Annotated in this window: 23 protein-coding genes, 1 tRNA gene and 1 pseudogene; 5 read left to right on the plus strand and 20 right to left on the minus strand. The window is 64.4% G+C overall.

Features of this window, described 5'->3' with window-relative positions; genetic code table 11:
- The 10 genes from trpA to aroA all read right to left on the minus strand — a co-directional run bounded on the left by trpA (nucleotide 1) and on the right by aroA (nucleotide 9,243).
- The gene (trpA, locus tag WEB61_RS03130) at nucleotides 1–840 is read right to left on the minus strand and encodes a tryptophan synthase subunit alpha (protein ID WP_368062869.1); all 840 of its coding nucleotides are present in this window, start codon (nucleotides 838–840) and stop codon (nucleotides 1–3) included.
- Complete coding sequence (gene trpB / locus WEB61_RS03135; RefSeq protein ID WP_368062870.1) at nucleotides 837–2,054, minus strand: tryptophan synthase subunit beta; 1,218 nt, start codon at nucleotides 2,052–2,054, stop codon at nucleotides 837–839. Before trpB ends, trpA begins: the two co-directional genes overlap by 4 nt.
- Nucleotides 2,055–2,087: 33 nt before the next feature.
- The gene (locus tag WEB61_RS03140; protein ID WP_368062871.1) at nucleotides 2,088–2,735 is read right to left on the minus strand and encodes a phosphoribosylanthranilate isomerase; all 648 of its coding nucleotides are present in this window, start codon (nucleotides 2,733–2,735) and stop codon (nucleotides 2,088–2,090) included.
- Nucleotides 2,736–2,741: 6 nt separating this feature from the next.
- Entirely contained in the window at nucleotides 2,742–3,443 is a 702-nt protein-coding gene (pyrF, locus tag WEB61_RS03145) for an orotidine-5'-phosphate decarboxylase (RefSeq protein ID WP_368062872.1), read from the minus strand.
- Nucleotides 3,444–3,607: 164 nt separating this feature from the next.
- A complete protein-coding gene (locus WEB61_RS03150) occupies nucleotides 3,608–3,895 on the minus strand; it encodes a DUF1049 domain-containing protein (RefSeq protein WP_368062873.1) in 288 nt (95 codons plus the stop codon).
- A gap of 49 nt (nucleotides 3,896–3,944) precedes the next feature.
- A complete protein-coding gene (locus WEB61_RS03155; protein ID WP_293508813.1) occupies nucleotides 3,945–4,274 on the minus strand; it encodes an integration host factor subunit beta in 330 nt (109 codons plus the stop codon).
- Between the two features lie 69 nt (nucleotides 4,275–4,343).
- On the minus strand, nucleotides 4,344–5,288 hold the full coding sequence (gene sppA, locus WEB61_RS03160; RefSeq protein ID WP_368062874.1) for a signal peptide peptidase SppA: 945 nt from the start codon (nucleotides 5,286–5,288) through the stop codon (nucleotides 4,344–4,346).
- An 81-nt stretch (nucleotides 5,289–5,369) separates the two neighbouring features.
- Entirely contained in the window at nucleotides 5,370–7,079 is a 1,710-nt protein-coding gene (rpsA, locus tag WEB61_RS03165) for a 30S ribosomal protein S1 (protein ID WP_368062875.1), read from the minus strand.
- A gap of 197 nt (nucleotides 7,080–7,276) precedes the next feature.
- Nucleotides 7,277–7,900 carry a (d)CMP kinase gene (cmk, locus tag WEB61_RS03170; protein WP_368062876.1) on the minus strand — a complete coding sequence of 208 codons (624 nt, stop codon included), beginning with the start codon at nucleotides 7,898–7,900 and terminating at the stop codon, nucleotides 7,277–7,279.
- Nucleotides 7,897–9,243 carry a 3-phosphoshikimate 1-carboxyvinyltransferase gene (gene aroA / locus WEB61_RS03175; RefSeq protein ID WP_368062877.1) on the minus strand — a complete coding sequence of 449 codons (1,347 nt, stop codon included), beginning with the start codon at nucleotides 9,241–9,243 and terminating at the stop codon, nucleotides 7,897–7,899. The genes cmk and aroA overlap by 4 nt, the downstream gene beginning before the upstream one ends.
- A gap of 206 nt (nucleotides 9,244–9,449) precedes the next feature.
- Between aroA and WEB61_RS03180 the strand changes: the two genes are divergently transcribed.
- Nucleotides 9,450–9,836: a TIGR02300 family protein gene (locus WEB61_RS03180; RefSeq protein WP_368062878.1), complete on the plus strand. Its 387-nt coding sequence runs from the start codon at nucleotides 9,450–9,452 to the stop codon at nucleotides 9,834–9,836.
- A gap of 129 nt (nucleotides 9,837–9,965) precedes the next feature.
- Nucleotides 9,966–10,041, plus strand: a tRNA-Ala gene (locus tag WEB61_RS03185).
- Between the two features lie 223 nt (nucleotides 10,042–10,264).
- Here WEB61_RS03185 and WEB61_RS03190 read toward each other — a convergent pair.
- From WEB61_RS03190 to WEB61_RS03205, 4 genes are read right to left on the minus strand one after another with little or no spacing between them, the layout of a single operon-like run.
- The gene (locus WEB61_RS03190; RefSeq protein WP_368062879.1) at nucleotides 10,265–11,599 is read right to left on the minus strand and encodes an MFS transporter; all 1,335 of its coding nucleotides are present in this window, start codon (nucleotides 11,597–11,599) and stop codon (nucleotides 10,265–10,267) included.
- Complete coding sequence (locus tag WEB61_RS03195) at nucleotides 11,596–12,306, minus strand: lysophospholipid acyltransferase family protein (protein WP_368062880.1); 711 nt, start codon at nucleotides 12,304–12,306, stop codon at nucleotides 11,596–11,598. The genes WEB61_RS03190 and WEB61_RS03195 overlap by 4 nt, the downstream gene beginning before the upstream one ends.
- Before the next feature lie 13 nt (nucleotides 12,307–12,319).
- A complete protein-coding gene (locus WEB61_RS03200; protein WP_368062881.1) occupies nucleotides 12,320–12,901 on the minus strand; it encodes a TetR/AcrR family transcriptional regulator in 582 nt (193 codons plus the stop codon).
- Between the two features lie 54 nt (nucleotides 12,902–12,955).
- On the minus strand, nucleotides 12,956–13,627 hold the full coding sequence (locus WEB61_RS03205; RefSeq protein WP_368062882.1) for a hypothetical protein: 672 nt from the start codon (nucleotides 13,625–13,627) through the stop codon (nucleotides 12,956–12,958).
- Between the two features lie 256 nt (nucleotides 13,628–13,883).
- Between WEB61_RS03205 and WEB61_RS03210 the strand changes: the two genes are divergently transcribed.
- Entirely contained in the window at nucleotides 13,884–15,518 is a 1,635-nt protein-coding gene (locus WEB61_RS03210; RefSeq protein WP_368062883.1) for a flavin-containing monooxygenase, read from the plus strand.
- Between the two features lie 203 nt (nucleotides 15,519–15,721).
- Nucleotides 15,722–17,176: a flavin-containing monooxygenase gene (locus WEB61_RS03215; protein ID WP_368062884.1), complete on the plus strand. Its 1,455-nt coding sequence runs from the start codon at nucleotides 15,722–15,724 to the stop codon at nucleotides 17,174–17,176.
- Between the two features lie 4 nt (nucleotides 17,177–17,180).
- Here WEB61_RS03215 and WEB61_RS03220 read toward each other — a convergent pair whose 3' ends face one another.
- The 5 genes and pseudogenes from WEB61_RS03220 to recQ form a co-directional block, all read right to left on the minus strand.
- The gene (locus tag WEB61_RS03220; protein WP_368062885.1) at nucleotides 17,181–17,393 is read right to left on the minus strand and encodes a hypothetical protein; all 213 of its coding nucleotides are present in this window, start codon (nucleotides 17,391–17,393) and stop codon (nucleotides 17,181–17,183) included.
- A pseudogene (locus WEB61_RS03225) lies at nucleotides 17,393–18,376 on the minus strand (NAD(P)H-dependent flavin oxidoreductase); the annotation flags it as partial. The pseudogene WEB61_RS03225 and the gene WEB61_RS03220, both read right to left, overlap by 1 nt.
- A gap of 39 nt (nucleotides 18,377–18,415) precedes the next feature.
- Complete coding sequence (locus WEB61_RS03230; RefSeq protein ID WP_368062886.1) at nucleotides 18,416–19,228, minus strand: crotonase/enoyl-CoA hydratase family protein; 813 nt, start codon at nucleotides 19,226–19,228, stop codon at nucleotides 18,416–18,418.
- Nucleotides 19,229–19,448: 220 nt separating this feature from the next.
- Nucleotides 19,449–20,348: a DUF3108 domain-containing protein gene (locus tag WEB61_RS03235; protein ID WP_368062887.1), complete on the minus strand. Its 900-nt coding sequence runs from the start codon at nucleotides 20,346–20,348 to the stop codon at nucleotides 19,449–19,451.
- A 58-nt stretch (nucleotides 20,349–20,406) separates the two neighbouring features.
- Entirely contained in the window at nucleotides 20,407–22,236 is a 1,830-nt protein-coding gene (gene recQ, locus WEB61_RS03240; RefSeq protein WP_368062888.1) for a DNA helicase RecQ, read from the minus strand.
- Between the two features lie 146 nt (nucleotides 22,237–22,382).
- Between recQ and WEB61_RS03245 the strand changes: the two genes are divergently transcribed.
- Nucleotides 22,383–23,225, plus strand: a complete 843-nt coding sequence (locus WEB61_RS03245; protein WP_368062889.1) for a fumarylacetoacetate hydrolase family protein — start codon at nucleotides 22,383–22,385, stop codon at nucleotides 23,223–23,225.
- 9 nt (nucleotides 23,226–23,234) lie between these two features.
- Here WEB61_RS03245 and WEB61_RS03250 read toward each other — a convergent pair.
- Nucleotides 23,235–24,740: efflux RND transporter permease subunit (locus tag WEB61_RS03250; protein WP_368062890.1), on the minus strand; the 1,506-nt coding region annotated here is incomplete at its 5' end.

The raw sequence follows: 24,740 nt of genomic DNA on the forward strand, positions 1-24,740 counted from the left end.
CTATTCCGCAGCGGTGGCGCGAGCGGTATGAACGCCCTCGGCGAGTTTACGCACGAAAGCGAGCACACGTTCCGCTGCGCCGGGTTTGACGCGGCCTTCTGCGTCGATCTCGGCGGCCATGGCATCGACGATGGCCGAACCGACAACCGCGCCATCGGCGTTGCGGGCGATCTCTGCCGCTTGCGCGGGGGTGCGAATGCCGAAACCGACGGCAACCGGCAGCGAGGTGTGGCGTTTGATGCGGGCGACCGCCGCTGCAACATTCTGCGCTTCCGGGCTTGCCGAGCCGGTGATGCCGGTGATCGAGACGTAGTAGACGAAGCCCGATGTGTTGGCGAGCACGGCGGGGAGGCGTTTGTCGTCGGTCGTCGGCGTGGCGAGACGGATGAAGTTCAGGCCGGCACGCATGGCCGGCTCGCAGAGCTCGTCGTCTTCTTCCGGCGGCAGGTCGACCACGATCAATCCGTCGACGCCTGCGTCGGTTGCGCGGCTGAGGAACAAGTCGACGCCCATATGATAGATCGGATTGTAGTAACCCATCAGCACGATCGGCGTTTCGGCATCGCTCTGCCGGAATCGGCGTACAAGCTCGAGCGTTTTCATCATGCTGGCGCCGCCTTTCAGCGCGCGCTGCGTCGATGCCTGGATCGCCGGTCCGTCGGCCATCGGATCCGTAAACGGCATGCCGAGTTCGATCACGTCGGCGCCGGCGGCCGGCAGACCTGTCAGAACCGCCAGCGTCGTGTCGAAGTCGGGGTCGCCAGCTGTAACGAAGGTGATGAACGCCGCACGACCCTCCGCCTTCAGCCGCGCGAAGCGTTTGTCGAGGCGGGTGCTCACAGCGTCACCCCCAGATGATCAGCGACCGCAAAGACATCCTTGTCGCCGCGTCCGCACATATTCATGACCAGCAGATGGTCTTTCGGCAGCGTCGGCGCGAGTTTCGAAACGAAAGCCAGCGCATGCGACGGTTCGAGCGCCGGAATGATGCCTTCGAGCCGCGAGCAAAGCTGGAAAGCCTCAAGCGCCTCCTTGTCGGTCGCCGACACATACTCGGCGCGTCCGGTTTCGTGCAGCCAGGCATGCTCGGGCCCGATGCCGGGATAATCGAGACCGGCTGAAATCGAATGCCCGTCCTTGATCTGTCCGTCATCGTCCTGCAGCAGATAGGTACGGTTGCCATGCAACACGCCGGCCGCCCCACCCTTGAGCGAGGCACAATGCTCGCCGGTTTCAATGCCTTTGCCGGCCGCTTCGACGCCGTAGATTTTCACCGACGGGTCGTCGAGGAAGGGATGGAAGAGGCCCATCGCATTGGAGCCGCCGCCGATACAGGCGACCAGCGAATCCGGCAATCGCCCCTCGCGCTCCTGCATCTGTGCTTTCGTTTCATTGCCGATCACCGACTGAAAGTCGCGCACCATTGCCGGATAGGGATGGGGGCCTGCGACCGTGCCGATCAGGTAGTAGGTGTTCTCGACATTCGTCACCCAGTCGCGCAGCGCCTCGTTCATCGCGTCCTTCAGCGTGCCGGTGCCGGACGTGACCGGCACGACTTCGGCGCCGAGCAATTTCATACGGAAGACGTTGGGCTTCTGTCGCTCGATATCGGTGGTGCCCATATAGACGACGCAGGGCAGGCCGAACCGCGCGCAGACGGTGGCGGTTGCGACGCCGTGCTGGCCCGCACCGGTTTCGGCGATAATGCGCGTCTTGCCCATGCGCATCGCCAGAAGGATTTGCCCGAGGCAGTTGTTGATCTTGTGGCTGCCGGTGTGGTTGAGCTCGTCGCGCTTCATGTAAACTTTGGCGCCGCCGAATTTCTCGGTCAGACGTTCGGCGAGATAAAGCGGGCTTGGCCGGCCCACATAGTCGCGTTGCATGAAATCGATCTGAGCCTGGAAGGATGGATCGTTTTTCGCGGCGGTGTAGGCCTTGTCGAGATCGAGTACCAGCGGCATCAGCGTTTCGGCGACGAAGCGGCCGCCGAAAATGCCGAAGCGACCCCGCTCGTCGGGGCCGTTGCGGAAGGAATTGGCTTGCGATGCGCTCACGCTCGAACTTTCTCTTTCAACAACGCGCCGCCATCAGGCGGCTTTGGCCGCGCGAATGAAGGCTTCGATCAGCGCCGGATCCTTCTGCCCCGGCGCGCTTTCGATGCCCGACGAAACGTCGACCGCTTCGGCGCCGGTAATGCGGATCGCCTCGGCGACATTTTCGGCGTTGAGGCCGCCCGACAGCATCCAGGGCATCTCCGGCCGATGGCCCGCGATCAGCGACCAGTCGAAAATCAGGCCGTTTCCGCCCGGCAGGGCACCTGCCATAGATTTAGGTGGTTTGGCGTCGAACAGCAACAAATCGGCGGAATCTCGGTAAATTTCGCAAAGCTCCGGATCGCCCGGCTCGGCGATGCCAATGACCTTCATCAGCGTGATGCCATAGCGCGATTTGATTTCGACAAGCCGGTCCGGCGTCTCCGCGCCATGAAGCTGCAGGATGTCGGGCTGGAGCGCCTCGACCACCCCGTCAAGCGTCCGGTCGTCGGCATCGACGGTGAGCGAGACCTTGAGCACGGAGGAAGGAACGCCGGCCGCCAGCGCGCGGGCCTGTTCGAGCGAGATGCTTCGGGGGCTTTTCGGATAGAAGTTGAAACCGAGATAATCGGCGCCCGCGGCGACCGATGCCTCGATCGTTTCCGCTGTCGACAGGCCGCAAATTTTGACACGTATTGTCATTGCCGGTCAGGCCGCCAGCGAGCGGACGATCTCTTCGGCGGCTGCCCGCGGATCGCCCGCGCCGGTGATCGGCCGTCCGATGACGAGAACGTCGGCGCCCAGCGCCAGCGCTTCCGTCGGCGTCATGACGCGCTTCTGGTCGCCGATGGCGCTGCCTGCGGGGCGGATGCCCGGCACGATCAGCTTGAAAGCGGGGCCGAGATCGCGGCGCAACGTTTCGATTTCATGCGCCGAGCAGACGACGCCGTCGAGCCCTGCACCGGCGGCGAGACCTGCGAGCCTGCGTACTTGGTCGGACGCCGTGCCGCCAATGCCCATCGCCGCAAGATCGGTTTCGTCGAGGCTCGTCAGCAGCGTGACGCCGACGATGAGGGGACGACGGTCGCCGGCTTCGCGCGCGGCTTCGGCCGCGGCGCGCATCATGGCGCTGCCGCCCGCCGCATGCACGTTGACGATGGCGGGCGCGAGCGGCAGCACGGCGCGAATGCCGCCCGCGACCGTGTTCGGAATGTCGTGCAGTTTCAGGTCGAGAAAGATCGGCAGTCCCGCCTCGGCGACCGCCCGATAGCCCGCCGGACCATGGGCGTTGAAAAACTCCATGCCGATCTTGGCGCCGCCGACGCTGCCGGTGAGGCCGCGCGCCAGCGCCACCGCCCGGCTGACGTCGGTGGTGTCGAGGGCGCAGAAAATCGGGTTTCCAAGTGTCATCGCGGGCCTGCTCATGTCCTTGGGCCGCCTTATAGCAGATCGGGGCCGGAAGGGGACCGGATTTAGAGTCGTTCATCGTTTCGCGGAAACGATGAACGACTCTAAGTCTTTGTTTTGTCGCGTTTCCGGACGGCCAACCGGCTTCCACTTGGCCTGGAAACGCTCTAGTCGCTTTCGGCGGCACGGAGCGCCGGCAGGCCGGCGGCCGGGGCGGCGCCTTTTTTCCGGGCGGCCTTGCGCCGGGCCTGGGCCCAGGCGCCGATGCCGCCCATCAGAATGCCTAAAAGCATCGAGACGAGCACGATCAGGAACAGGGGAATTTCGATGGCGAAGGCCGGGGTTTCGACGTCGAAGGGGTCGAAACCGAAAGTGACGTAGGACCGGTTGGCGACCGCCAGCGCCATCGCCAGAACGGCGATCAGCGGCAGCAATATCCAGCGCAGGAGTTTCACGCGTTCCGTCCCGAGGTCAGGGCGTCAACCGGAGCCGACGGCGCCGGGATCAATCGTCGTCGCCGTCGTCGGCCGCCATCAGCTTATCGTCGGAAATATCGGCATTGTTGAGGCGCTCGCGCAACTCCTTGCCCGTCTTGAAGAAAGGCACCGACTTTTCCTCGACATGAACGGGCTCGCCGGTGCGCGGGTTGCGGCCGGTGCGTGCCGGCCGGCTCTTGACCGAGAAGGCCCCGAAACCGCGGAGTTCCACCCGGTCTCCCCGTGCCAGCGCCGCGCTGATCTCGTCGAAAATCGTGCTGACGATACGCTCGACGTCGCGCTGGTAGAGGTGCGGATTGGCCTGGGCCAAGCGCGCGACGAGTTCCGATTTGATCATATGCTTGCGTCCCCCGGCAGTGCCTCGCGCTGTCCTCGACCGTCACCGGAAACGGTCCTGACTCTCCCCTTATTGGCGGTCAGGTTGCCAAACGCTTGTCAGACCGTCAAGTGTAAGTCTTTTTGTCTGCTGTGTTTTTCCGGCCACGACTTCGCCGGCAACGATTATCGCCTCGCCGAGCGTCTGCCCGACAAAGCCGGCGACGCCGAGGCCTGGATAGGCCGGTTCCCATGTCTGGACAGGGAGGCGGGCATCGAGCCCGTGTTCCTCGGCAAGCCAGGCAATCGCCTGCTCTTCGCTGCCGATTTCGTCGACAAGCCCGTTTTCCACAGCCTGCCAGCCGGTGAAGACGCGGCCGTCGCCGAGCCGCCGCGCCGTCGCCGCATCCATGCCGCGCCGTTCCGCGACGAGGCGCAGGAACCAGTCATAGGAACTGTCGACCAGCTCCTTGGTGACGCGCAGCGCTTCCGGGCTCGGCCGGCTGAAGGGATTCGGCTCGGCTTTCAGCGGCGCCGATTTGACGTCGCGCATCTCGATGCCGATATGCTTCAGAAGGTCTTCGAGCTGCGCCCATTGGAAGATGACGCCGATCGACCCGGTGATGGTGTTGCCGCGCGCGACGATGCGGTCGGCCGACATCGCGACGATATAACCGCCCGACGCCGCGACCGTTCCGAGCACCGCGACAACGGGCTTTTCATCCGCGACCTGGCGGATGGATTCGTAAAGCGCCTCGGCCCCCGTCGTCGTGCCACCGGGGCTGTCGATGGCGAGGATCACTGCCTTGACGCTCGAATCCTCGGCGATCTTTTCCAGCATTTCACGCTGAATGCGATCGTCGATGACAATGCCGCCGATTTCGACGCGGGCGATATGCGAGCGGCCCGGCCAGCCGCCTTCGGACACCAGCACGACAAGGGCGACGGCCGCTGCGAGGATGGCGCCGGCGCGCCAAAAAAACAGGCGGCGTTTCAAACGCCGCCTGTCCGTCAATGTATCTGCATCGAGCGACACGGGATTGACCTCCGAACAGGAAAAAATCGGAGCCGGAGCTTAGCGCGGCGGGCGGGGCTTGTCGCCCCGCCCGTTGCGGCGTTACTTGTCGTCCGAACCGGCCTTGTTGAGCGCGGCACCCAGAATGTCGCCGAGCGACGCGCCTGAATCCGACGAACCGTACTGCGCCACCGCTTCCTTTTCCTCGGCGATTTCAAGCGCCTTGATCGAAAGCTGGATCTTGCGGCCTGCCCGGTCGAACTGCGTGACGCGGGCATCGATCTTGTCGCCGACCGAGAAACGCTCCGGCCGCTGATCGGCGCGGTCGCGGGCAAGTTCGGCGCGGCGGATGAAGGCCGACATGTCGTCGGCACCGACCGTGACTTCGAGGCCGTTCTCGGTGACGGCCGTGACCGTGCAGGTCACGACCGCGCCCTTGCGGATGTCGCCCAGCGATTCCATCGGGTCGCCCGAGAGCTGCTTGATGCCGAGCGAGATGCGTTCCTTCTCGGTGTCGACATCGAGCACGACCGCCTTCACGACCTGGCCCTTCTGGTAATCGGTCATGGCTTCTTCGCCCGGACGGTTCCAGTCGAGATCGGACATATGCACCATGCCGTCGACATCGGCGTCGAGGCCGATGAAGAGACCGAACTCGGTGATGTTCTTGATCTCGCCCTCGACCAGTGTGCCGGCGGGATACTTTTCGGCGAAAGTCGTCCAGGGATTGTCCATGCAGTGCTTGAGGCCGAGCGAGATGCGGCGCTTCACCGGATCGACTTCCAGCACCATCACTTCCACTTCCTGCGAGGTGGAAACGATCTTGCCCGGATGCACGTTCTTCTTGGTCCAGCTCATCTCGGAGACATGGACGAGACCCTCGACGCCGGGCTCAAGCTCCACGAACGCACCGTAATCGGTGATGTTGGTGACACGGCCCTTGAAACGCGCTTCGAGCGGATACTTCGCCTCGACGCCGTCCCAGGGATCGGCCTCGAGCTGCTTCATGCCGAGCGAGATGCGCTGCGTGTCGTGATTGACCTTGATGACCTGAACCTTGAGCGTCTGGCCGATCGAAAGCACTTCGGTCGGATGGTTGACGCGGCGCCACGCGATGTCCGTGACGTGGAGCAGGCCGTCGACGCCGCCGAGATCGACGAAGGCGCCGTAATCGGTGATGTTCTTGACGACGCCCTCGAGCACCTGGCCTTCCTTGAGATTCTCGACCAGTTCCTGGCGCTGTTCGGCGCGGGTCTCTTCGAGCACCGCGCGGCGCGAGACGACGATGTTGCCGCGCCGCTTGTCCATTTTCAGGATCTGGAAGGGCTGCGGAATGTTCATCAGCGGCGTCACGTCGCGCACGGGGCGGATATCGACCTGGCTGCCGGGCAGGAAGGCCACGGCGCCGTCGAGATCGACCGTGAAGCCGCCTTTGACGCGGCCGAAAATCTGACCCTCGACGCGGTCCTGCTTCTCGAAGGCGACCTCGAGACGAATCCAGCTTTCCTCGCGCTTGGCTTTCTCGCGGCTGAGCACCGCTTCGCCCATCGCGTTCTCGATGCGCTCGAGATAGACCTCGACAATGTCGCCGACATTGATGTTGGCGGGCTTGCCGGGCGTTGCGAATTCCTTGAGAGCGACGCGGCCTTCGGTCTTGAGGCCGACATCGACGATGGCGAGGTCGTTTTCGATGGCAACGACCGTCCCCTTGATGACGGAGCCTTCCTGCATATTGCTGTCGATGAAGGACTGCTCCAGCAGGGCGGCGAAATCTTCGCGGCTCGGATTGAGCGCGCTTGAGGTGTTAGCCAATGTAAAAGTCTCCTGACGATGCTTTTATTCCGGCCGGCGGTTGGGTCCGCGGGTCTTCCCCCGAGATCGTAAAACGTCCGGGAGCATGTGGATTTGGGCGGTGTCGGTTAAAGGTTGCGAAAAGCGCGACCCGGCCGGCGAAACCATCGGCCAAACCAATGCGAAAAATGCGCGCCGCCCCGAAGGCGAAAACGCGCTTAACCCATTGCTTTGTCAATGATCGCGACGGCAGCGTCGAACGCCGCTTCTATACTCAAATTGGAGGTGTCGAGCAAGTGTGCGTCGGCCGCCGGCTTCATGGGGCTGGCGGCCCGCTCGGCGTCGCGGCGGTCTCTTTCCCTCACATCTTCAAGGACTTGTGCCTCGGAGAGGCCCGACCCCGAATTGTTGAGTTCGAGCCAGCGCCGATGCGCGCGCACCTCGGGGCTGGCGGAGACGAAAAGTTTCACATCGGCATCCGGACAGACGACCGTACCGATATCCCGCCCGTCGAGAACGGCACCGGGCTTTTGGGCGGCAAACCGCCGCTGCAGCCCCAGAATGGCCGCCCTGACGGCCGGCATGGCGGCGACCACGGAGGCTGCATGACCGGCCTCGGCGGTGCGGATCGCTTTTTCGTCGATCCGGGCGGCATCGAGCGCCTCGGCGGCCGCAAGCGCGGCCTTTTCGTCGGCAGGGTTGCCGCCCGCGGCCAGCACGGCCTGGCCGACCGCCCGGTAGAGCGAGCCGGTGTCGAGATAGAGGAGGCCGTAATGGCGGGCGAGTGCCCGGGCAAGCGTGCCCTTGCCGGAGGCGGCCGGCCCGTCGACCGCGACGATCATTGACCCGCGCCGCTGAAGGTCGCCCCGAGCCCGCGCATCAGCGGCACGAAATCGGGAAAGCTGGTTGCGATCATCGAGGCATCGTCGACGGTCACGGGCTTTTGCGCGGCCAGACCCATGACGAGGAAGGACATGGCGATGCGGTGGTCCATCTGGGTCGCGACATGGCCGGCGCCCGCGACCTCGCCGCCGCGGCCTTCGACGATCATCCCGTCCTCGCTCTCGCGAACCTTGACGCCATTGGCGCGCAGGCCCGAGGCGGTGGCGGCGATACGGTCGCTTTCCTTGACGCGCAACTCGTGAATGCCGAGCATTTTTGTTTCGCCCTCGGCAAAGGCGGCGGCGACCGCGAGCACGGGATATTCGTCGATCATCGAGGCGGCGCGCTCCGGCGGTACCTCGATGCCCCGCAACCGGCTCGACCGGACGCGCAGATCGGCAACCGGCTCGCCGCCTTCCTCACGCTGGTTCATTACTTCAATATCGCCACCCATTTCCATCAGCGTCGTGTAGAGCCCCGCCCGGTGCGGATTGAGCGTGATGCCCCGGACGACGATCTCCGAGCCCGGCGTCAGCAGGGCCGCGACGACCGGAAAGGCAGCGGAAGAAGGATCACCCGGCACCGCAATGGGGCAGGGCCTGAGTTCGGGCTCGCCCGTCAGGCGGATGGCCACGAGGCCGCGCGGTCCCGGCTCGACGTGAACGTCGGCGCCAAAGGCCCGAAGCATCCGCTCGGTATGATCGCGGGTCGGCGTCGCCTCGATAACGGTGGTCTGGCCCGGCGCATTGAGGCCGGCCAGCAGCACGGCCGATTTGACCTGCGCCGAGGCGACGGGGGAGGGATAGGCAATGGGCATCGCCCGCCGCGCGCCGATCAGCGTCAGCGGCAGCCGGCCGCCCTCGCGCGCATGAAATGTGGCCCCCATATCGGTCAGGGGCGCGATCACGCGGCCCATGGGGCGACGCGACAGCGAGGCGTCGCCGATGAAAGTGGCCGTGATCGGATGTCCCGCCACGAGACCCATAACGAGGCGCGCGCCGGTTCCCGAATTGCCGAAATCGAGAGGTTGATCGGGCTCCTTCAGGCCGCCGACACCGACGCCATGGACCGACCATGAGCCGTCGGCATGGCGCTCCACCTGGGCGCCCAGACGGCGCATGGCCTCGGCAGTCGCCAGCACGTCGGCGCCCTCGAGAAGTCCCGTAATGCGTGTCTCGCCGACCGCCAGCGCGCCGAAAATCAGCGCCCGGTGCGAAATCGACTTGTCGCCGGGCAGATCGATCCGGCCGGTGAGGCGGGCCGAGGGCTCGGCTGTGAGGGGAGTGGCGGGAGAATGAGCCAAGGCGCTTCCGATACTGGTGTTGCCGGGAGACGCCGAAGAAGCGCCCCGGCCCGTCCCAGGCGGAGCGGCTGCGGGCGGCCACGGCGCGAATAGGTTTTGACAGGAGCAACTTAACGTGGCAATGGGAAAATCCTTCAAGGCCATATGCCGCGCGCCGGGCTGATCCTGGGCGCGCAAGACGCGGATAGACGCGGGGGAGTGCAAGCTTGTCGAAACCGGAGTTGGGAACCAAACGCGATTGCCCGAGCTGCGGCGCGAAGTTTTACGACCTGAACAAGAATCCGGTCGCGTGCCCCAAGTGCAAGCACGAATATGTGCCCGACACAGGCGCCAAGGCGAAGCGCGCAAAGCCGGCTGAAAAGCCGAAAGAGAAACCGCTGAAACGCGTCGTTGTCGCGGACGGCGATACCGTTTCGCTGGATGCGATGCGCGACGATGAATTGGCGGCCGATGTCGATGACGAGGATATCGATGTCGATGTCGATGTGGATGTCGAAGTCGAGGACGACGACACCGAAGACGCCTTCCTGCCCGACGACGAGGACGAGGACGTCACCGGCATCGTGCGCGGCGGCAAGAGCGACGACGATTGAAATAACGGCAAGGCGGAACGCCGTTGTCGCGCAATCTCTCCGGCATCAAGTTTCTCTTGATCGCCGGGGGGCGCGGCCCTAAGTTCCGCCACCGTCGGTGCGGGGCCCATCCCGAACCGGATACAAGGCGGGGCCATAGCTCAGTTGGGAGAGCGCTTGCATGGCATGCAAGAGGTCGTCGGTTCGATTCCGTCTGGCTCCACCAATTTCCATTAGTTGTTTTGATATCTGTCTGCACGGCGGCGATTGGTTGCGATCGGTTCCGTGATCTCAGGCGGGCATGACCATGTCGCCGCCGGCGACCGGTGCGGCGCGGCTCCTCCGGCGATATCGACGGCTTGCCGGACGAGCGCCGATCCCCGGACCGGCGTGTCGCGGCAGCGGGAAAGGAGCCACTTCGTTCAATCCGCATATGCATTCACCCGGCGTCAGGAACTGACTCTCTTCGCGAGACGTTGCGCGGCGGTCGAGATCACGACGAAGGAGACGTAGAGCGTGACCGGAATGTTCAACAGCCCGATCGCGAGGAAGATGCCGGGTATCGACGTACCCTCATCCGTGAGCCAGAAGATGAAGCCCGACGCACCGACCATCGCCAGCGCATTGAGCACATTGTTGACGGCGATCAGTCGCGCGCGGTAGTGCGGTTCGCTTCGCGCCTGCAGGATCGCGTAGAGCGGCACGATGTAGAGCCCGCCGCAAACCGCGATGCCGAACAGGTCGCCGACGATCCGCCAGTTCTCCCAAACCTGCAGGAAGGCGAGGATACCGATGAACGCGCCCGTGCCGGTCGTGAGCATCGGTTCGCTCGCGAAAAAGAGATCGGCGGAAAAGAGCGTGATGCCCAACGCACCCACGGGCACGTAATAGTCGCGCACCTTGCCACCCAGCAGCTTGTCGCAGAGGAGCGAGCCGATGCCGATGCCGATGGAAAAGATCGCCAGCAGCATGGCGACGATCTGCTCGTTGCCGCTCAACACGTCACGGGAAAAGACCGGAAACAGGATGATGAAGACGGAGCCGACCAGCCAGAACCAGGAAATGCCGATGATCGAACGGAAGATCGGCAGGTCGCGGTAACCGAATGCCACCATCTTCAGCGTTTCCGAAACCACATTGTAGTTGATGCGGATATCCGGGCTCGCCGCCGGCCGGTCGGGAATGCGCTTCGAGGCCAGCCAGCCCAGCACCGCAATGCCGATGCAGAGAAGGGAAACGGCGGTCACACCATGTGCCTTCAGCACGATCAGGCTGCCGAGCAGTGTGCCGATCAGGATGACGAGGAAGGTCGCCGTCTCGATCAGCGCATTGCCGCCCACCAGTTCTTCTTCCTCCAGAAGTTCCGGCAGCAATCCGTATTTGAGCGGCCCGAAAATGGCCGACTGGGTGCCCATGAAGAAGAGAACGGTCAGCAGCATGACCGGGCTTCCGACCGTGAAGCCGATGGCGGCCGCGATCATGATCGCGATTTCGAGGAGCTTCACCTTTCGCACGAGGTCGGGTTTGGGAAGCTTGTCGGCGAATTGTCCGGCGGTCGCGGAAAAGAGAAAGAACGGAAGAATGAAAATGCCGCCCGCCAGCGCCACCAGTGTTTGCGTGTCGACGCCATCAAGGCTCGCCGTCGCCGAATAGGTGATGAGGATCACGAGCGCGTTCTTGAAGATATTGTCGTTGAAGGCGCCGAGCGCCTGCGTGACGAAAAGCGGCATGAACCGCGGCGAGCGAAGCAGCCGGAACTGCGAATGATGCTTGTGTTCGCTCATGCCGCTTCTCCCACGAGGCGTGCCGTCTCGGCCTCGATTGTGTCTTCGAGTACGCGCATGAAGGTATCCTTGTCGAGGCCCGTGCGGATCGGTTCGAGGAAGGAAAGCACGGCCGTCCCCGGTGTCTTGCGCCAGGCGCGGCACTGCCAGCAGAGCCCGACATTCGTCGCCACCGGCGTCACCGGCAGGTTGAGATCGGTGTAAAGATGGTAGATGCCTATCTTGTAGCGTTCGCGGTCGCCCACCGGCACGAGCTGTCCTTCGGGATAGATCAGGATGTGCCGGTCATTGTCGAAGGCGCGCCGCGCCGCCGTGCTGAGCTTGTTCCGCTCCGTGCCGCCGCCGCAGGTATCGACCATGATCATGTCGAGCTTCGTCAGGATGCGTCCGATCGCCGGATAGTCGAGCAGATCCTTCATCGCCACGGTCGCGATGTTGGGCAAGAGCGACAGCACAAGAATGCCGTCGGAAAAGCTCTGATGCTTCGAGGCGATGAGGCTCGGGCCGGCGGCCGGGATATTTTCATGCCCCCGCACCTCAAGCCTGATGCCCGCGACATTGTGCAGGAGCCAGACGATCCCTTTCGCCCACCAGTGCAGCACGGCGGCGACAGGCTTCGGCGAGTTGAGATAGGTCAGCGGCAGGCAGGCAATCGCCACAAGTGCCGTGAAGCCGTAGAAACAAAGGTTGAAAAGGAAGGAACGCATGATGCGGCTCCGTTCAATGGGCGGGCGTCCTGGTGTGCAGGACGGCAATGATGGCCTCTGAAAAGACATCCCTGTGTTTCGACAGAGGTCCCTTGATGCGTCCGAAGGCCTTGAAGGTGACGGCTTGCAATACGACGCCAAGCGCCATGGCGGCACGGACATTGGCATCGTCGTTCGGGATTTCCTTGCGCGCCATCGCGGCTTTCACGACATCGACGACGACGGCGACGGGGTTCGGAAGGTTCGGATCGAAATAGCGCAGCAGCGCATGCTGGCTGAGCTGGTGGTAGCGGAAAAGCAGCCAGTCGCGGTCCGCCATCGTGCAATAGGCGTCCACGATGGCGCGCGCCTGGTCGTCGATATGTTTGTGTCCGGCAGCCGCCGCCTTGATCGCCTCGGCAAGGCTGGCATGCTGCCGCTTGAAAAGCTCGCGCGCGAGTTCGTCCTTGCTTTCGAAATGGCGATAGATCGTGCCTTCGGAAATCTTCACCGCCTCGGCGATCTGCTTCGTGCGGGTTTCCATGATGCCCTGATTGACGAAGAGTTCCAGGGCGGCACGTTCGATCCTGGTCTTTGTGTCGGGCGCGCGGGGCATGCCGGTCTCACTTGTCGCTGGGTCGCCGGATTGAATCGGTCGGAACGAATCGTATCAGCTTCGCCGCGGATTGGCGGCACACGGATTGCCCGTAAGGAGGTAGCGCAGATCGTCCACACCGATTCGCTGGCGGGCAACGTTGAAGCGCCGCAATTGCGCCAGCGGCGCCGAGAGGTCGCGGCCATCATGGAGAAGGGCGCTCTTTGTCATCATGGCCGCGATGCGGGCCCGTTCCGCCGCCATGCCCGCCATCAGCTTCTCGCCCATGCGGCGGACGGCGTCCGCCCAGACCGGGCGCGCGCCGGCAAGCGATTGGCGCAGCCACGCGCCGATCTGCCGCGCATCCTTTTCGAGCTTCGCCCAGCCATGGCGGGTCGTGTTGATCCGTCGGCGGACGAGGTTGAGTTCCGCTTCGCAGGACTTCCGGCGAGCTTCCCATTGCGTCGCCGCGGCGGCCAGCGCCTCGGCCGAGGCGCGGTCTCCCGCCATTTCGGCGACGAGCAACCGGTTCGTGAGATCGAGAAGCCGCGCGTCGATCCGCGCCAGTGCCGACTTGTAGCGCAGCTCGCTCGCAAATTGCCGGTCGAGCGTTTTCGCCTCGGCGGCGATTTTCCCGTGCGCCTGGCGCAGGTCGGAAAGCGCGCTGCTTGCCCGGGCCTTCAGCGCAGCGCGGTTGCTCGCGCTCATGGTCCTGAGCCAGTTGATGAAGCTGCGGAGGGTGATCATGTCGCTTGCCCTTCTCGAATGTTCCCGAGGCCCGCCAACGCCGGCCACGATCAGAAAGTAAGTGAGTGCACACTTCTTGTCAAGACGAATATGACCTTGGGACGCATTTTGGCCGAAACTATCTACCTGATTGTTTTTGCTTGGATATTTCCAGGGTAAAGACCTTTCCTTGCCCTCGCATCGCCGCGCTCAGCGCCCTTGTGCCGGCCCCGCCCGGAGCTACAATCGGGCAACAATAAAATCGGGAGGTTCGATCGTGTCTCAGGAAATCAACGCAGCGTCCGCGCCGCCGGACGCAACGGAATTCGACGCCGTCATCGTCGGCGCGGGCTTTGCCGGCATGTATATGCTTCATCGCCTGCGCGGGCTCGGTCTCACGGCACGCGTCTTCGAGGTCGGCGATGGCGTCGGCGGCACCTGGTACTGGAACCGCTATCCGGGCGCGCGCTGCGATGTCGAAAGTCTCGAATACCAGTACGGCTTTTCCGATGAAATCCAGCGCGACTGGACATGGACCGAACGCTATGCCGCGCAGCCGGAAATCCTGCGCTATCAGAACTATGTCGCCGACCGTCTCGACCTGCGCCGCGACATGCGGTTTTCGACGCGCGTGACGTCGGCCGCTTATGACGAGCGCGCCGGTTTGTGGACGATCGGGACCGATCGCGGCGATCGCGTGCAAGCGAGATTCTGCATCATGGCGACGGGCTGCCTCTCCGCCGCGCGCGTTCCCGACTTCGAAGGCCTCGATGAGTTCGAGGGCGCCTGGTATCACACCGGCGACTGGCCGAAAGAAGGCGTCGACTTCACCGGAAAACGCGTCGCCGTCATCGGCACGGGTTCGTCCGGCGTTCAAAGCATTCCGCTGATCGCCGAACAGGCTGCGCATCTGACGGTCTTTCAGCGTACGGCGAATTTCACGCTGCCGGCCGGCAACAGGCCGCTGCCGAAGGAAGAAATCGAAAAATCGAAAGCGACCCTGCTGCAGGATCGCCAGCATGCGCGCACAACGCCAGGCGGCATCATCTGCTTCGAATATAATGAAACGCTGGCCGCCGAGATGACGCCGGAGGACCGGAAGCGCGAACTCGAGAGCCGCTGGAACAAGGGCGGCTTTGCGTTCCTCGGCGCGTTCGGCGATCTGATGGCGACGCACGAGGCCAACGATCAGGCAGCCGATTTCGCGCGCGCGAAAATGCGGGCCGTCATCGAGAACCCCGACGTCGTCGATCTGCTGCTGCCTAACGATCATCCGATCGGCGTCAAGCGCCTTTGTCTCGACACGCATTATCTTGAAACCTTCAACGCGCCGCATGTCGAACTGGTCGATGTCCGCAAGACGCCGATCGAGAAGATCACCGCAAAAGGAATTCGTTGCGGCGGCAAAGAATACGAAGCCGATTGCATCGTTTTCGCGACCGGCTTCGACGCGATGACGGGCGCGCTGACGAACATCGACATCGCCGGCAGAAACGGCGCAAAGCTCAGCGAAAAATGGGCGGCGGGACCGCGCACTTATCTCGGACTGGGATCGGCCGGCTTTCCCAATCTGTTTTTCATCACAGGCCCCGGCAGTCCTTCCGTTCTGTCGAACATGATCGTTTCGATCGAACAGCACGTCGAATGGATCGCCGATTGCATCGGACGTTTGACGGAAGGCAACATTCGTTCGATCGAACCGAAGAAAGAAGCCGAAGATCTCTGGGTCGATCACGTCAACGAGGTCGCGGCGGCAACGCTCTATCCGCAGGCGAACTCCTGGTACATGGGGGCGAACATTCCCGGCAAGCCGCGCATCTTCATGCCTTATGCGGGCGGTGTCGGGGTCTATGGCGAGAAGCTGGCCGAGGTCGCGGCGGCCGATTACGAGGGCTTCGAACTCGGCGCGTGACAGCGAAAAACCGCAGCGGACCCCCCCTCTGTCACGGAACTGTCACAAAACTGTCATAAACGATGGTGGCGGGGCGTCGAAAAAAACTTGTCCCCGGTTTTGGGGTCTCTCGAAAGCGGGGATAACAGGAACTTATCCCCGTTTTCGGATACCCCGCCGCCGGACCGGCCGGTCGCCGCGAACCGAACACAAGGACCGACAGCATGGCGCATGACAGAAAACTCCGGATCGCGGTGATCGGCGCGGGCGCCTCGGGCCTGATGGCGCTGATCAAGCTGCGCGAGGCCGGCATCGGGGATGTGACGATCTTCGAGAAGGCCGAGGCGCTGGGCGGCACCTGGCGCGACAACCGCTATCCGGGCGTCACCTGCGATGTGCCTTCGCACGGCTATCGCTATTCCTTCGAACCCAATCCCGAATGGAGCCATGTCTGCGCGCCGGGACCGGAAATCCTCGACTATCTGAAGAACGTCGCGCGCAAGCATGACGCCGAAGCCTCGATCCGCTACGGCCAAGAGGTGGTGCGCGCCGACTGGCGCGACGGCCAGTGGCATCTCGAGACGACGAAGGGCAGCCAGGGCGCTTTCGATGCGGTGATCACGGCGACCGGCGTGCTGCATCATCCGGTTTATCCGGACATTCCGGGGCTCGCCGATTTCGAGGGCGAGGCCTTTCACACCGCGCGCTGGAAGGACGAGGTGTCGCTCACGGGCAAGCGCGTCGGCGTGATCGGCACCGGCTCGACGGCGACGCAGATCACCGGCGCGGTGGTCGACGAGGTCGCGAAGCTCAGCCTCTTCCAGCGCACGGCGCAATGGATCCTGCCGCTGCCGCAGGCGCCGATCTCCGAGGAACAGAGGGCGCTTTACCGCGCCGACCCGGCGCTGCTCGAACAGGAATATCAGCGCATCTCGTTCGAGAACAATTCGAAATTCGCCGCCGCGATCGTCGGCGCCAATCCCCATGCCTACAAGGCGATGGTGAAGGCGTGTGAGGAAAACCTCGCCCGCGTCCGGGACCCCGAACTCAGGGCGAAGCTGACGCCGGATTACGCGGTCGGCTGCAAGCGGATGATCCTGTCGGACAATTTCTACGACGCGATCCAGAAACCGAATGCCGACGTCGTGACGGAGACGATCGAGCGTTTCGAGCGCGACGGCATCCGCACGAAAGACGGCCGCCTGCATGCGCTCGATGTGATCGTGCTGGCAACCGGCTTCAACACGCATCAGCTTTTCCGGCCGATGCAGGTGACGGGCCGGGCAGGCCGGACGATGGACGCGGCCTGGGCGAAGGGAAACGAGGGCTACAAGGCCGTCACCGTGCCCGATTTTCCCAACTGGTTCATGATCGGCGGACCGAACAGCCCGATCGGCAATTTCTCCTGGCTGCTGACGGCGGAAAACCAGTTCAACTTCGCGCTGCAGCTGATCCTGAAACTGAAGGACGGCAATCTGTCGGAGATCGCGCCGAAACGCGAAGCCGCACAAGCCTTCAACGCGGCCGTGCGCGCGAAACTGCCCGACACGGTCTGGGCGACCGGCTGCAAGAGCTGGTACATCGACCCCTTCGGCAACATTGCCTCATGGCCATGGACCTACGAGAAGTTCGAGGCCGATATGCGCGCGCCCGTCTGGGAGGATTTCGAGGTGGCGTGACGGCCTACTCCTCGACATCCTTGTAGAAGAACGAGGCCGTCACGACGCCGATCACGAGGGCGATGCCGAGAAAGTCGATCCAGGCCCAGGCGGGATCGAAGGGCAGCGGCACGCCGGCAAGCCTGAGCAGCGCTTCGGCGCCGACGACCACGCCGGCGCCCGCCGCGCATGAAACGACATGCGCGGCGATGCGGCCATGGGTGACACGCCAGGCCATCAGGCGGCGAGCAGGCCTTCGAGCCGCTGGCGGATGATCGTCTCGGCTTCCGACATGATGCGGTCGATCAGTTCCTTGCAGGTGGGGACGTCGTGGATGAGACCGGCGACCATGCCGCAGCTCCAGGCGCCGGCATCCATTTCGCCGCCCTGCATGACGCGCGGATAGACGCCGCCGACCAGTTCGCGAATGTCGTCGATGCCGAGGTTGGCGCCTTTTTCGCGCTCGATCTCGACGATCTTGTCGACCGCCGCATTGGCGAGCACGCGTTCGGTGTTGCGCAAGGGGCGCATGATCAGGCGCGTGTCGAGTTCGCTGGCCGCGATCAGCGCCTGTTTGACGTTCTCATGCACCGGCGCTTCCTTGGTGGCGATGAAGCGCGTGCCCATGTTGATGCCGTCGGCGCCGAGCGCCAGCGAAGCGACGAGCTGCGAGGCCGTGCCCATGCCGCCCGAGGCGACGAAGGGGATTTTCAGTTCCTCGGCCGCGCGCGGCAGCAGGATCATGTTCGGAATGTCGTCCTCGCCCGGATGGCCGCCGCATTCGAAACCGTCGACGCTGACGGCGTCGCAGCCGATGCGTTCGGCTTTCAGCGAATGGCGGACGGAGGTGCATTTGTGGATGACCTTGATGCCCGCCTCTTTCATCGGCGGCATATAGGCTTCGGGGCTGCGGCCGGCCGTCTCGACGATCGTGACACCGCCGTCGATGATCGCCTTGATATATTCCGGATAGGGCGGATTGGCGAAGCCCGGCAGGAAGGTCAGGTTCACGCCGATCGGTTTGTCGGTCATCTTCTTGCACCGGGCGATCTCGTTGGCGAGATCCTTCGGCGTCGGCTGGGTGAGGCCGGTGATGATGCCGAGCCCGCCGGCATTGGAAACCGCCGCCGCCATTTCGGCGAGGCCGACGAAATGCATGCCGCCCTGAATGATCGGATGCTGGATGCCGAAAAGTTCGGTAATGCGCGTCTTCATGTGTGTTGCCTTCGTCTTTCGATGGAAATGATGGGAGGTGCCGGATCAGCCGGCGAATTTGGGGCGGCGCTTTTCGAGATTGGCCATGATGGCTTCCTTCTGGTGCGCGCCGCCGATGAGCTTGTCCTGCTCGACGGATTCGGCGAGCAGGATCGCGGCGGCATCGGCGTCCGGCGCATCGTTGAGGATGCGCTTGGCGGCGCGGATGGCGGTCGGGCTCTTGTCGGCGATCTCGCGTGCGACCGTCAGCGCCTCGGCATGAGGGTCGTTGCAGAGCCGCGTTGCAAAACCGTAAGCGAGCGCGTCATCCGCCTCGAAGATGCGGCCGGTATAGGTGAGGTCGCGGATGACGTCTTCGCGCGCCAGCCCGCGCATCAGATACATGCCGGCCATGTCGGGCACGAGGCCCCATTTGATTTCCATGACCGAGAAGCGCGTGCCGGGCGCCACAAAGCGCATGTCGGCGCCGAGCGCGACCTGAAAGCCGCCGCCGAAGGCGACGCCGTGAACGGCCGCGATGACCGGCACCGGAATGTCGCGCCAGACGAGAGCGGCATATTGCGCCCGGTTGGCGATGCCATGCGTGCGTTGCGCGAGCCGGCCGGTGACCTCCGATTTGTTCGCCTCGCGCTCGCCGCTCGCCATGCGCCCGAAATTGCCCATGTCGAGTCCGGCGCAGAAGGCGCGGCCCTCGCCGGAGATGACGATGGCGCGGACCGACTTGTCGGCTTTCAGCTTTTCACCGGTTTCGAGGAGGGCCATGAACATCGCGTCGTCGAGCGCGTTCATCTTGTCGGCGCGGCTGAGACGCACATCGGCGACCCCTTCCACGATTGTCGTCTTGATGCGCTCTTCCATGAGCCTTGCCTCCCGGTTGTTTCTGGCGCGTTCGGTTGCAAGAGTCATAACCGCCCGGCGGACGAATACAAGACTGCGCGGGTGCCGGCCGGGTCTGCAGAAATGAACGGCCGCCCTGACGCAACGGAATTGGGCGATGGGGGAGGGTGGGAAGATAAAGAGCCGCCCGCAAAAACCGCTCAAAGATGCGTGAATCCCGCAGGTCGCAGGCCGAAGGCCGTCAGCCGCCCGTGTCCTCGCTGCTGGCGATCAGCTCGCGCCCGTCGATGCTGGCGCGCGTCAGATGGGCGACGGCGCTGAAATAGGCCGAGCTGATTTCGAGCCGCACCGGCAGCAGCAGGCTCCGTTTTTCGCCGTCGCCGTTGTCCGTGCCCTCGAAACGCGCCAGCCAGATGATCGCCGGCCTGAGCGGATCCTTGATCCGCTTGATATGCCATTCGCGCGTGAAGCCCGATTTCGGCTTGTAGAGGATCTTGCAGCGCCAGGCGTCGCCCGCAAACTCGCCGGCGATGCGCGGCACCAGCCGTTCGGTTGCCGGCGGCGAGAAATCGAGATCGTAGACGCGCCGCCCGTCGAAAACGGGGATGCTGTTTGCGCAAGGCTTGCCGGCGCCGGCGAGGGCGGCATAGATCGAGGCGGTCAGCGGATCGACCGTGCCGACGACCGCTTTCGGATCGAGCGGGCCATGCTCGAGATAGCCGGCGTCGGGTTCGGCCTCGACGTCGTAGCCGCCATCATCCGCAAGCCGCATATCGACCGAACGTTCGCCGAAGCTGCCCTTGTAGTGCTGCCTGTAGCGCTGCATCCGCGGACCCGCCTCCGTTAGCAGCCCATGCGCGCGCGACGACATGCGGCCGTGAAAGAACCGGTCGACAAGACCTTCGGTCGCGATGTCGGAAGCGATCCGGTAGCGGGTGGCGTCAAGCTCGGCCCTGGTATCGAGCGAGAGGATCAGCAGGCCGCCGCCATAGAGCCGGTAGGTGAGGTCGACTTCGGTGCTGCCGGCCTCGTCGGCCGCCGAGGCGGGCGCTGGCAGGCCGATCGTCAGCGCGCCGAGAAGCAGCAGCAGGCATGCGGCCCGATGCAGGGGCGAAGGGAACGATTTTTCGATATTAGCCATAATTTATCCCTGCCGGCGGGCTTCCCCGCGGCGAAGGGTAGCGCAGCGCCGGGATGGATCAAGCGGCGGCGGCGCCCGCGCCATGGGCGCGGATCGTTGTCAGGAAAATATCGGCGAAATCCCTGAGCTTGGCGGCGCCGACGCCGTTGACGACGGCGAACTCTTCGACGGTGCGCGGCTGCCTTTCGGCCATGTCGGCCAGCGTCCGGTCGGAAAAGATCACATAGGCCGGCACCTGCCGCTCGCGGGCAAGCCTGAGGCGCAATTCCTTGAGGGCGGCAAGGAGCGCCGAAGCCTCCTCGCCCATCGCCGCAGCCGCCTCGCCCCGGCGCGTCTCGCGCCGCGGTTTGACATGGTCGGCGCGGTAGAGAAAGACGCCCTCGCCCCGGATCAGCGCCTCTCCCTTTTCGGCAATCATCAAGCCGCCATAGCCGGCGATATCGACGGCGAGAAACCCCGCCGCCGTCAGCTGCCGGATCAGCGCCTGCCATTCGGGTTTGCGCCGCGCGGCGCCGGCGCCGAAAACGGCAAGATCGTTATGGCCGCTTGCCAGCACCTTGTCGGTCTCGCTGCCGCGCAGAATGTCGATCACATGCGCCGCGCCATAACGCGCGCCGCTCTGGCGGATGGCGGCGAGCACCAGCTTCGCCTCCGCCGTGCCGTCGGTGAGTTCGGCCGGATCTAGACAGACATCGCAATTGCCGCACGGTTCGGATGCTTCGCCGAAATAGGAAAGCAGGATCTGGCGGCGGCAGGCCGGCGCCTCGCAAAAGGCGAGCAGCGCATCGAGACGGCGATGCTCGCGCCGGCGCCGCTCCTCGCCCGCCGCTTCCTCCTCGATGAAGGAACGGCGCATGCGGATGTCGGCAAGCCCGAAGAGCATATGGGCTTCCGCCGGCTGGCCGTCGCGCCCCGCACGCCCGATCTCCTGATAATAGGCCTCGAGACTGCCGGGCAGATCGGCATGCACGACATAGCGCACGTCCGACTTGTCGATGCCCATGCCGAAGGCGATGGTTGCGACCATGACGATGCCGCGTTCGGTCATGAAGCGGTTCTGGTTGGCCTCGCGCGCTTCCTTGCTCATGCCGGCATGATAGGGAAGCGCCTTGATCCCCTCGCCCGCGAGAAATTCGGCCGTCTCCTCGGTCTTGCGGCGCGACAGGCAATAGACGATGCCGCTCGCGCCCGCGTGACGCCCGACCGTGTCGAGAAGCTGGCGCTTCCACTCCTTTTTCGGCGACACGGTGAGGCGGATATTGGGCCGGTCGAAACCGAGCACCAGCATGTCGACGCGGCCGCCGAAAAGCCGCTCGGCAATGTCGGCGCGCGTCACCTCGTCGGCAGTCGCCGTCAAAGCCGCGATCGGCACATCGGGAAAGAGGTCGCGCAGCCGCGCGAGGCCCTCATATTCGGGCCGGAAGGCCGGCCCCCATTGCGAGATGCAATGCGCTTCGTCGACGGCGATGAGGCGGACATCGAGCCGCGCAAGGGCGGCCAGCATGCGCTCGGTCATCAGCCGCTCGGGCGCGAGATAAAGAAGCCGCGTCTCGCCCGCGGCGGCGCGCCGCCAGGCGGCGACATTGTCTTCGCGCGAGAGCGAGGAATTAATGCTGTCGGCGGCGACACCCGCAAGCCGGAGCGCCGAGACCTGATCCTGCATCAGCGCGACGAGCGGCGAGACGACGAGGGTGAGCCCGCCCATGACAAGCGCCGGCACCTGGAAGCAGAGCGATTTGCCGGATCCCGTCGGCATGACGGTGAGGAGATGGCGGCCCGAAAGCAGCGTCCGGACGGCGTCTTCCTGTCCGGGACGGAAGCCGTCGAAGCCGAAAACATCTTTCAGGATTTGCCGCTCGGGAGCGCAGGCGGCGGCGGGAGCATTCATCGGCAGGCGCAATCCGGGAAGAGGAGGCGAATCGGACCCTTACCGTCGCATGGGGAGCGTCTGATGGCGAGCGTTTGGGGGAAAGTTGCGATCTGGCGCGCGGCCTGCCGCCGTGGGATAAACGGCGGCAACAAGCGGAGGATCCGATGCGGTTTGTGACATTCAAAACGGCGGGCAAGGCGCGGCTCGGGCTGGTCGAGGGCGACACCGTCGCCGATCTCGGCAGTATCGCGCTGATCGATGCGATCCGTGCCGGCAAGGCGGGACTCGCACAGGCGGCGAAAGAGGCGGCGCCCGACGCGCCGCGTCTGCCGCTCGACGGTTTGACGCTGCTGCCGGTCATCCCGCGTCCCGGCAAGATCATCTGTCTCGGCCTCAACTATGCCGAACATGCGGCCGAAGGCGGCCGCGAGAAGCCGGATTATCCGAATTTCTTCATGCGCTGCGCGACTTCGCTGGTCGCAAGCGGGCAAGCGGTTGTGCGGCCGCGCGTTTCCGAACAGCTCGATTTCGAGGCGGAACTCGCGGCCGTCATCGGCCGGACGGTGCCGCGCCATGTCGCCCGCGCCGATGCGCTCGATTATGTGGCGGGATATAGCTGCTTCAACGATGTTTCGGTGCGCGACTATCAGCGCCGGACGCCGCAATGGACCATCGGCAAGAATTTCGACGGCACCGGCGCCTTCGGCCCGGCCTTTGTGACGGCGGATGAATTGCCGCCGGGCGCCATGGGGCTTGCCATCGCCTCGCGCCTTAACGGCACGGTCATGCAGAGCGCCAATACGCGCGACATGATTTTCCCGGTCGACGAGACGATCGCGCTTCTGAGCGCCTGCATGACGCTCGAGGCCGGCGACGTCCTGGTGATGGGAACGCCGGCCGGCGTCGGCTTTGCCCGCACGCCGCCCGTCTGGATGAAACGGGGCGACCGGATCGAGGTCGAAATCGAGCGGGTCGGCCTTCTCGCCAATCCGGTCGCCGCCGAATAGGGACCATGCCTACTCGGCGGGGTGCGCCATCGAACCGGCCTGGCGGGACGCCTGGCGTCGTTGCCGGCGCCCGATCCGGAACGTCGTCGGCGCGGCCAGCAGGACCGGCACCAGCACCAGCGTCAGCAGCGTCGAGAAGCCGAGGCCGAAAATAATCGCCGTCGACAACTGCACCCACCACACGGCGACCGGCCCGCCGAGAACGATCTCGCGCGCCGCGAAATCGAGATTGATCTGCAGCGCCATCGGCAGCAGGCCGAACATGGTGGTGATCGTGGTCAGCATGATCGGCCTGAGCCGCTGGCCCGCCGTGCGCAAGACGGCCTCGACCACCTCCATGCCCTCGCCGAGCAGGCGCTGGTAGGTGTCGATCAGCACGATCGAGTTGTTCACGACGATGCCGGCCAGCGCAACGATGCCCGTGCCCGTCATGATGACGGAGAAGGGCTGGCCCGTAACCATCATGCCGATCAGCACGCCGATGGTCGACAAGACCACGGTCGAAAGCGTCAGCACCGAATGGTAGAAGCTGTTGAACTGCGTCAGCAGGATCACGAACATCAGGAACAGCGCGGCGACGAGCGCGCCGCCGAGGAAGCTGGCGGACTCCGCCTGTTCCTCGTTGGCGCCGCGGAACCGGACACGAACGCCCGGACCGAAATCCTGCGCATCGACCCATTCCTGTATCTCGCGCGTTTTCTCGTCGACATTGATCTTGCTCTCGGTTTCGCGGTCGAAGGCGGTGTTCGCCTTCACCACGATGCGCCGATAACCGTCGATGCGTTCGATGGAGCCGACCTGCGGCTGTGCCGTGCGCTTGACGAAATTCGAGATCGGCACGAGACCGCTCTGCGTCTGAACGCGCAAATGGTCGAGCTGGTCGAGCACGCGGTAGCTGTCCGGAAAGCGGGCGCGGATGTCCACCTCGTCCTGCGCGTCGTCGGGCCGGTATTTGCCGATCAGGATGCCGTTGGTGACGAGCTGGATCGTCGCGCCGACCGAGGTCACGTCGGCGCCGAAACGGCCGGCGAGTTCACGGTCGACGGTCATCACCCATTCGATGCCCGGCAGCGGCCGTCCGTCCTCGACGTCGATCAGCCCGCCGACATTCCGGTCGAGATGATCGCGGATTCTGGTGGTCGCCTGCAGCAGCCGCGGGTAGTCGTTGGACGTCAGCTCGATCTGGATGTCCTTGCCGGTCGGCGGACCTTCCTCGAGCTTCCGGAGTTCCACCTTGATGCCGGGCAGCCGGTTCGTCTTCTGGCGGATTTCATCGAGAATGACCGCACCCTTGGCGCGCTCCTCGTAAGGTTTCAGCTCGATCATCAACTGGGCGATGAGGTCCTTCGGCACGTCGCCGCGACCCGTCCGCCCGGAGCCGAGGCCGGGCCCGGTGCGCGTGAAGACGGTTCTGACGCCGTCGGTCGACAACACGATGTCCTCGACGTCGCGCGCCAGCGTCAGCGTGTCCTGTGCCGCGAGGTTGCCGCGCGCGCCCACCATGACGATGGCCTG

Origin of the sequence: Parvibaculum sp. (assembly GCF_040882025.1) — a bacterium.
Lineage (GTDB): Bacteria > Pseudomonadota > Alphaproteobacteria > Parvibaculales > Parvibaculaceae > Parvibaculum.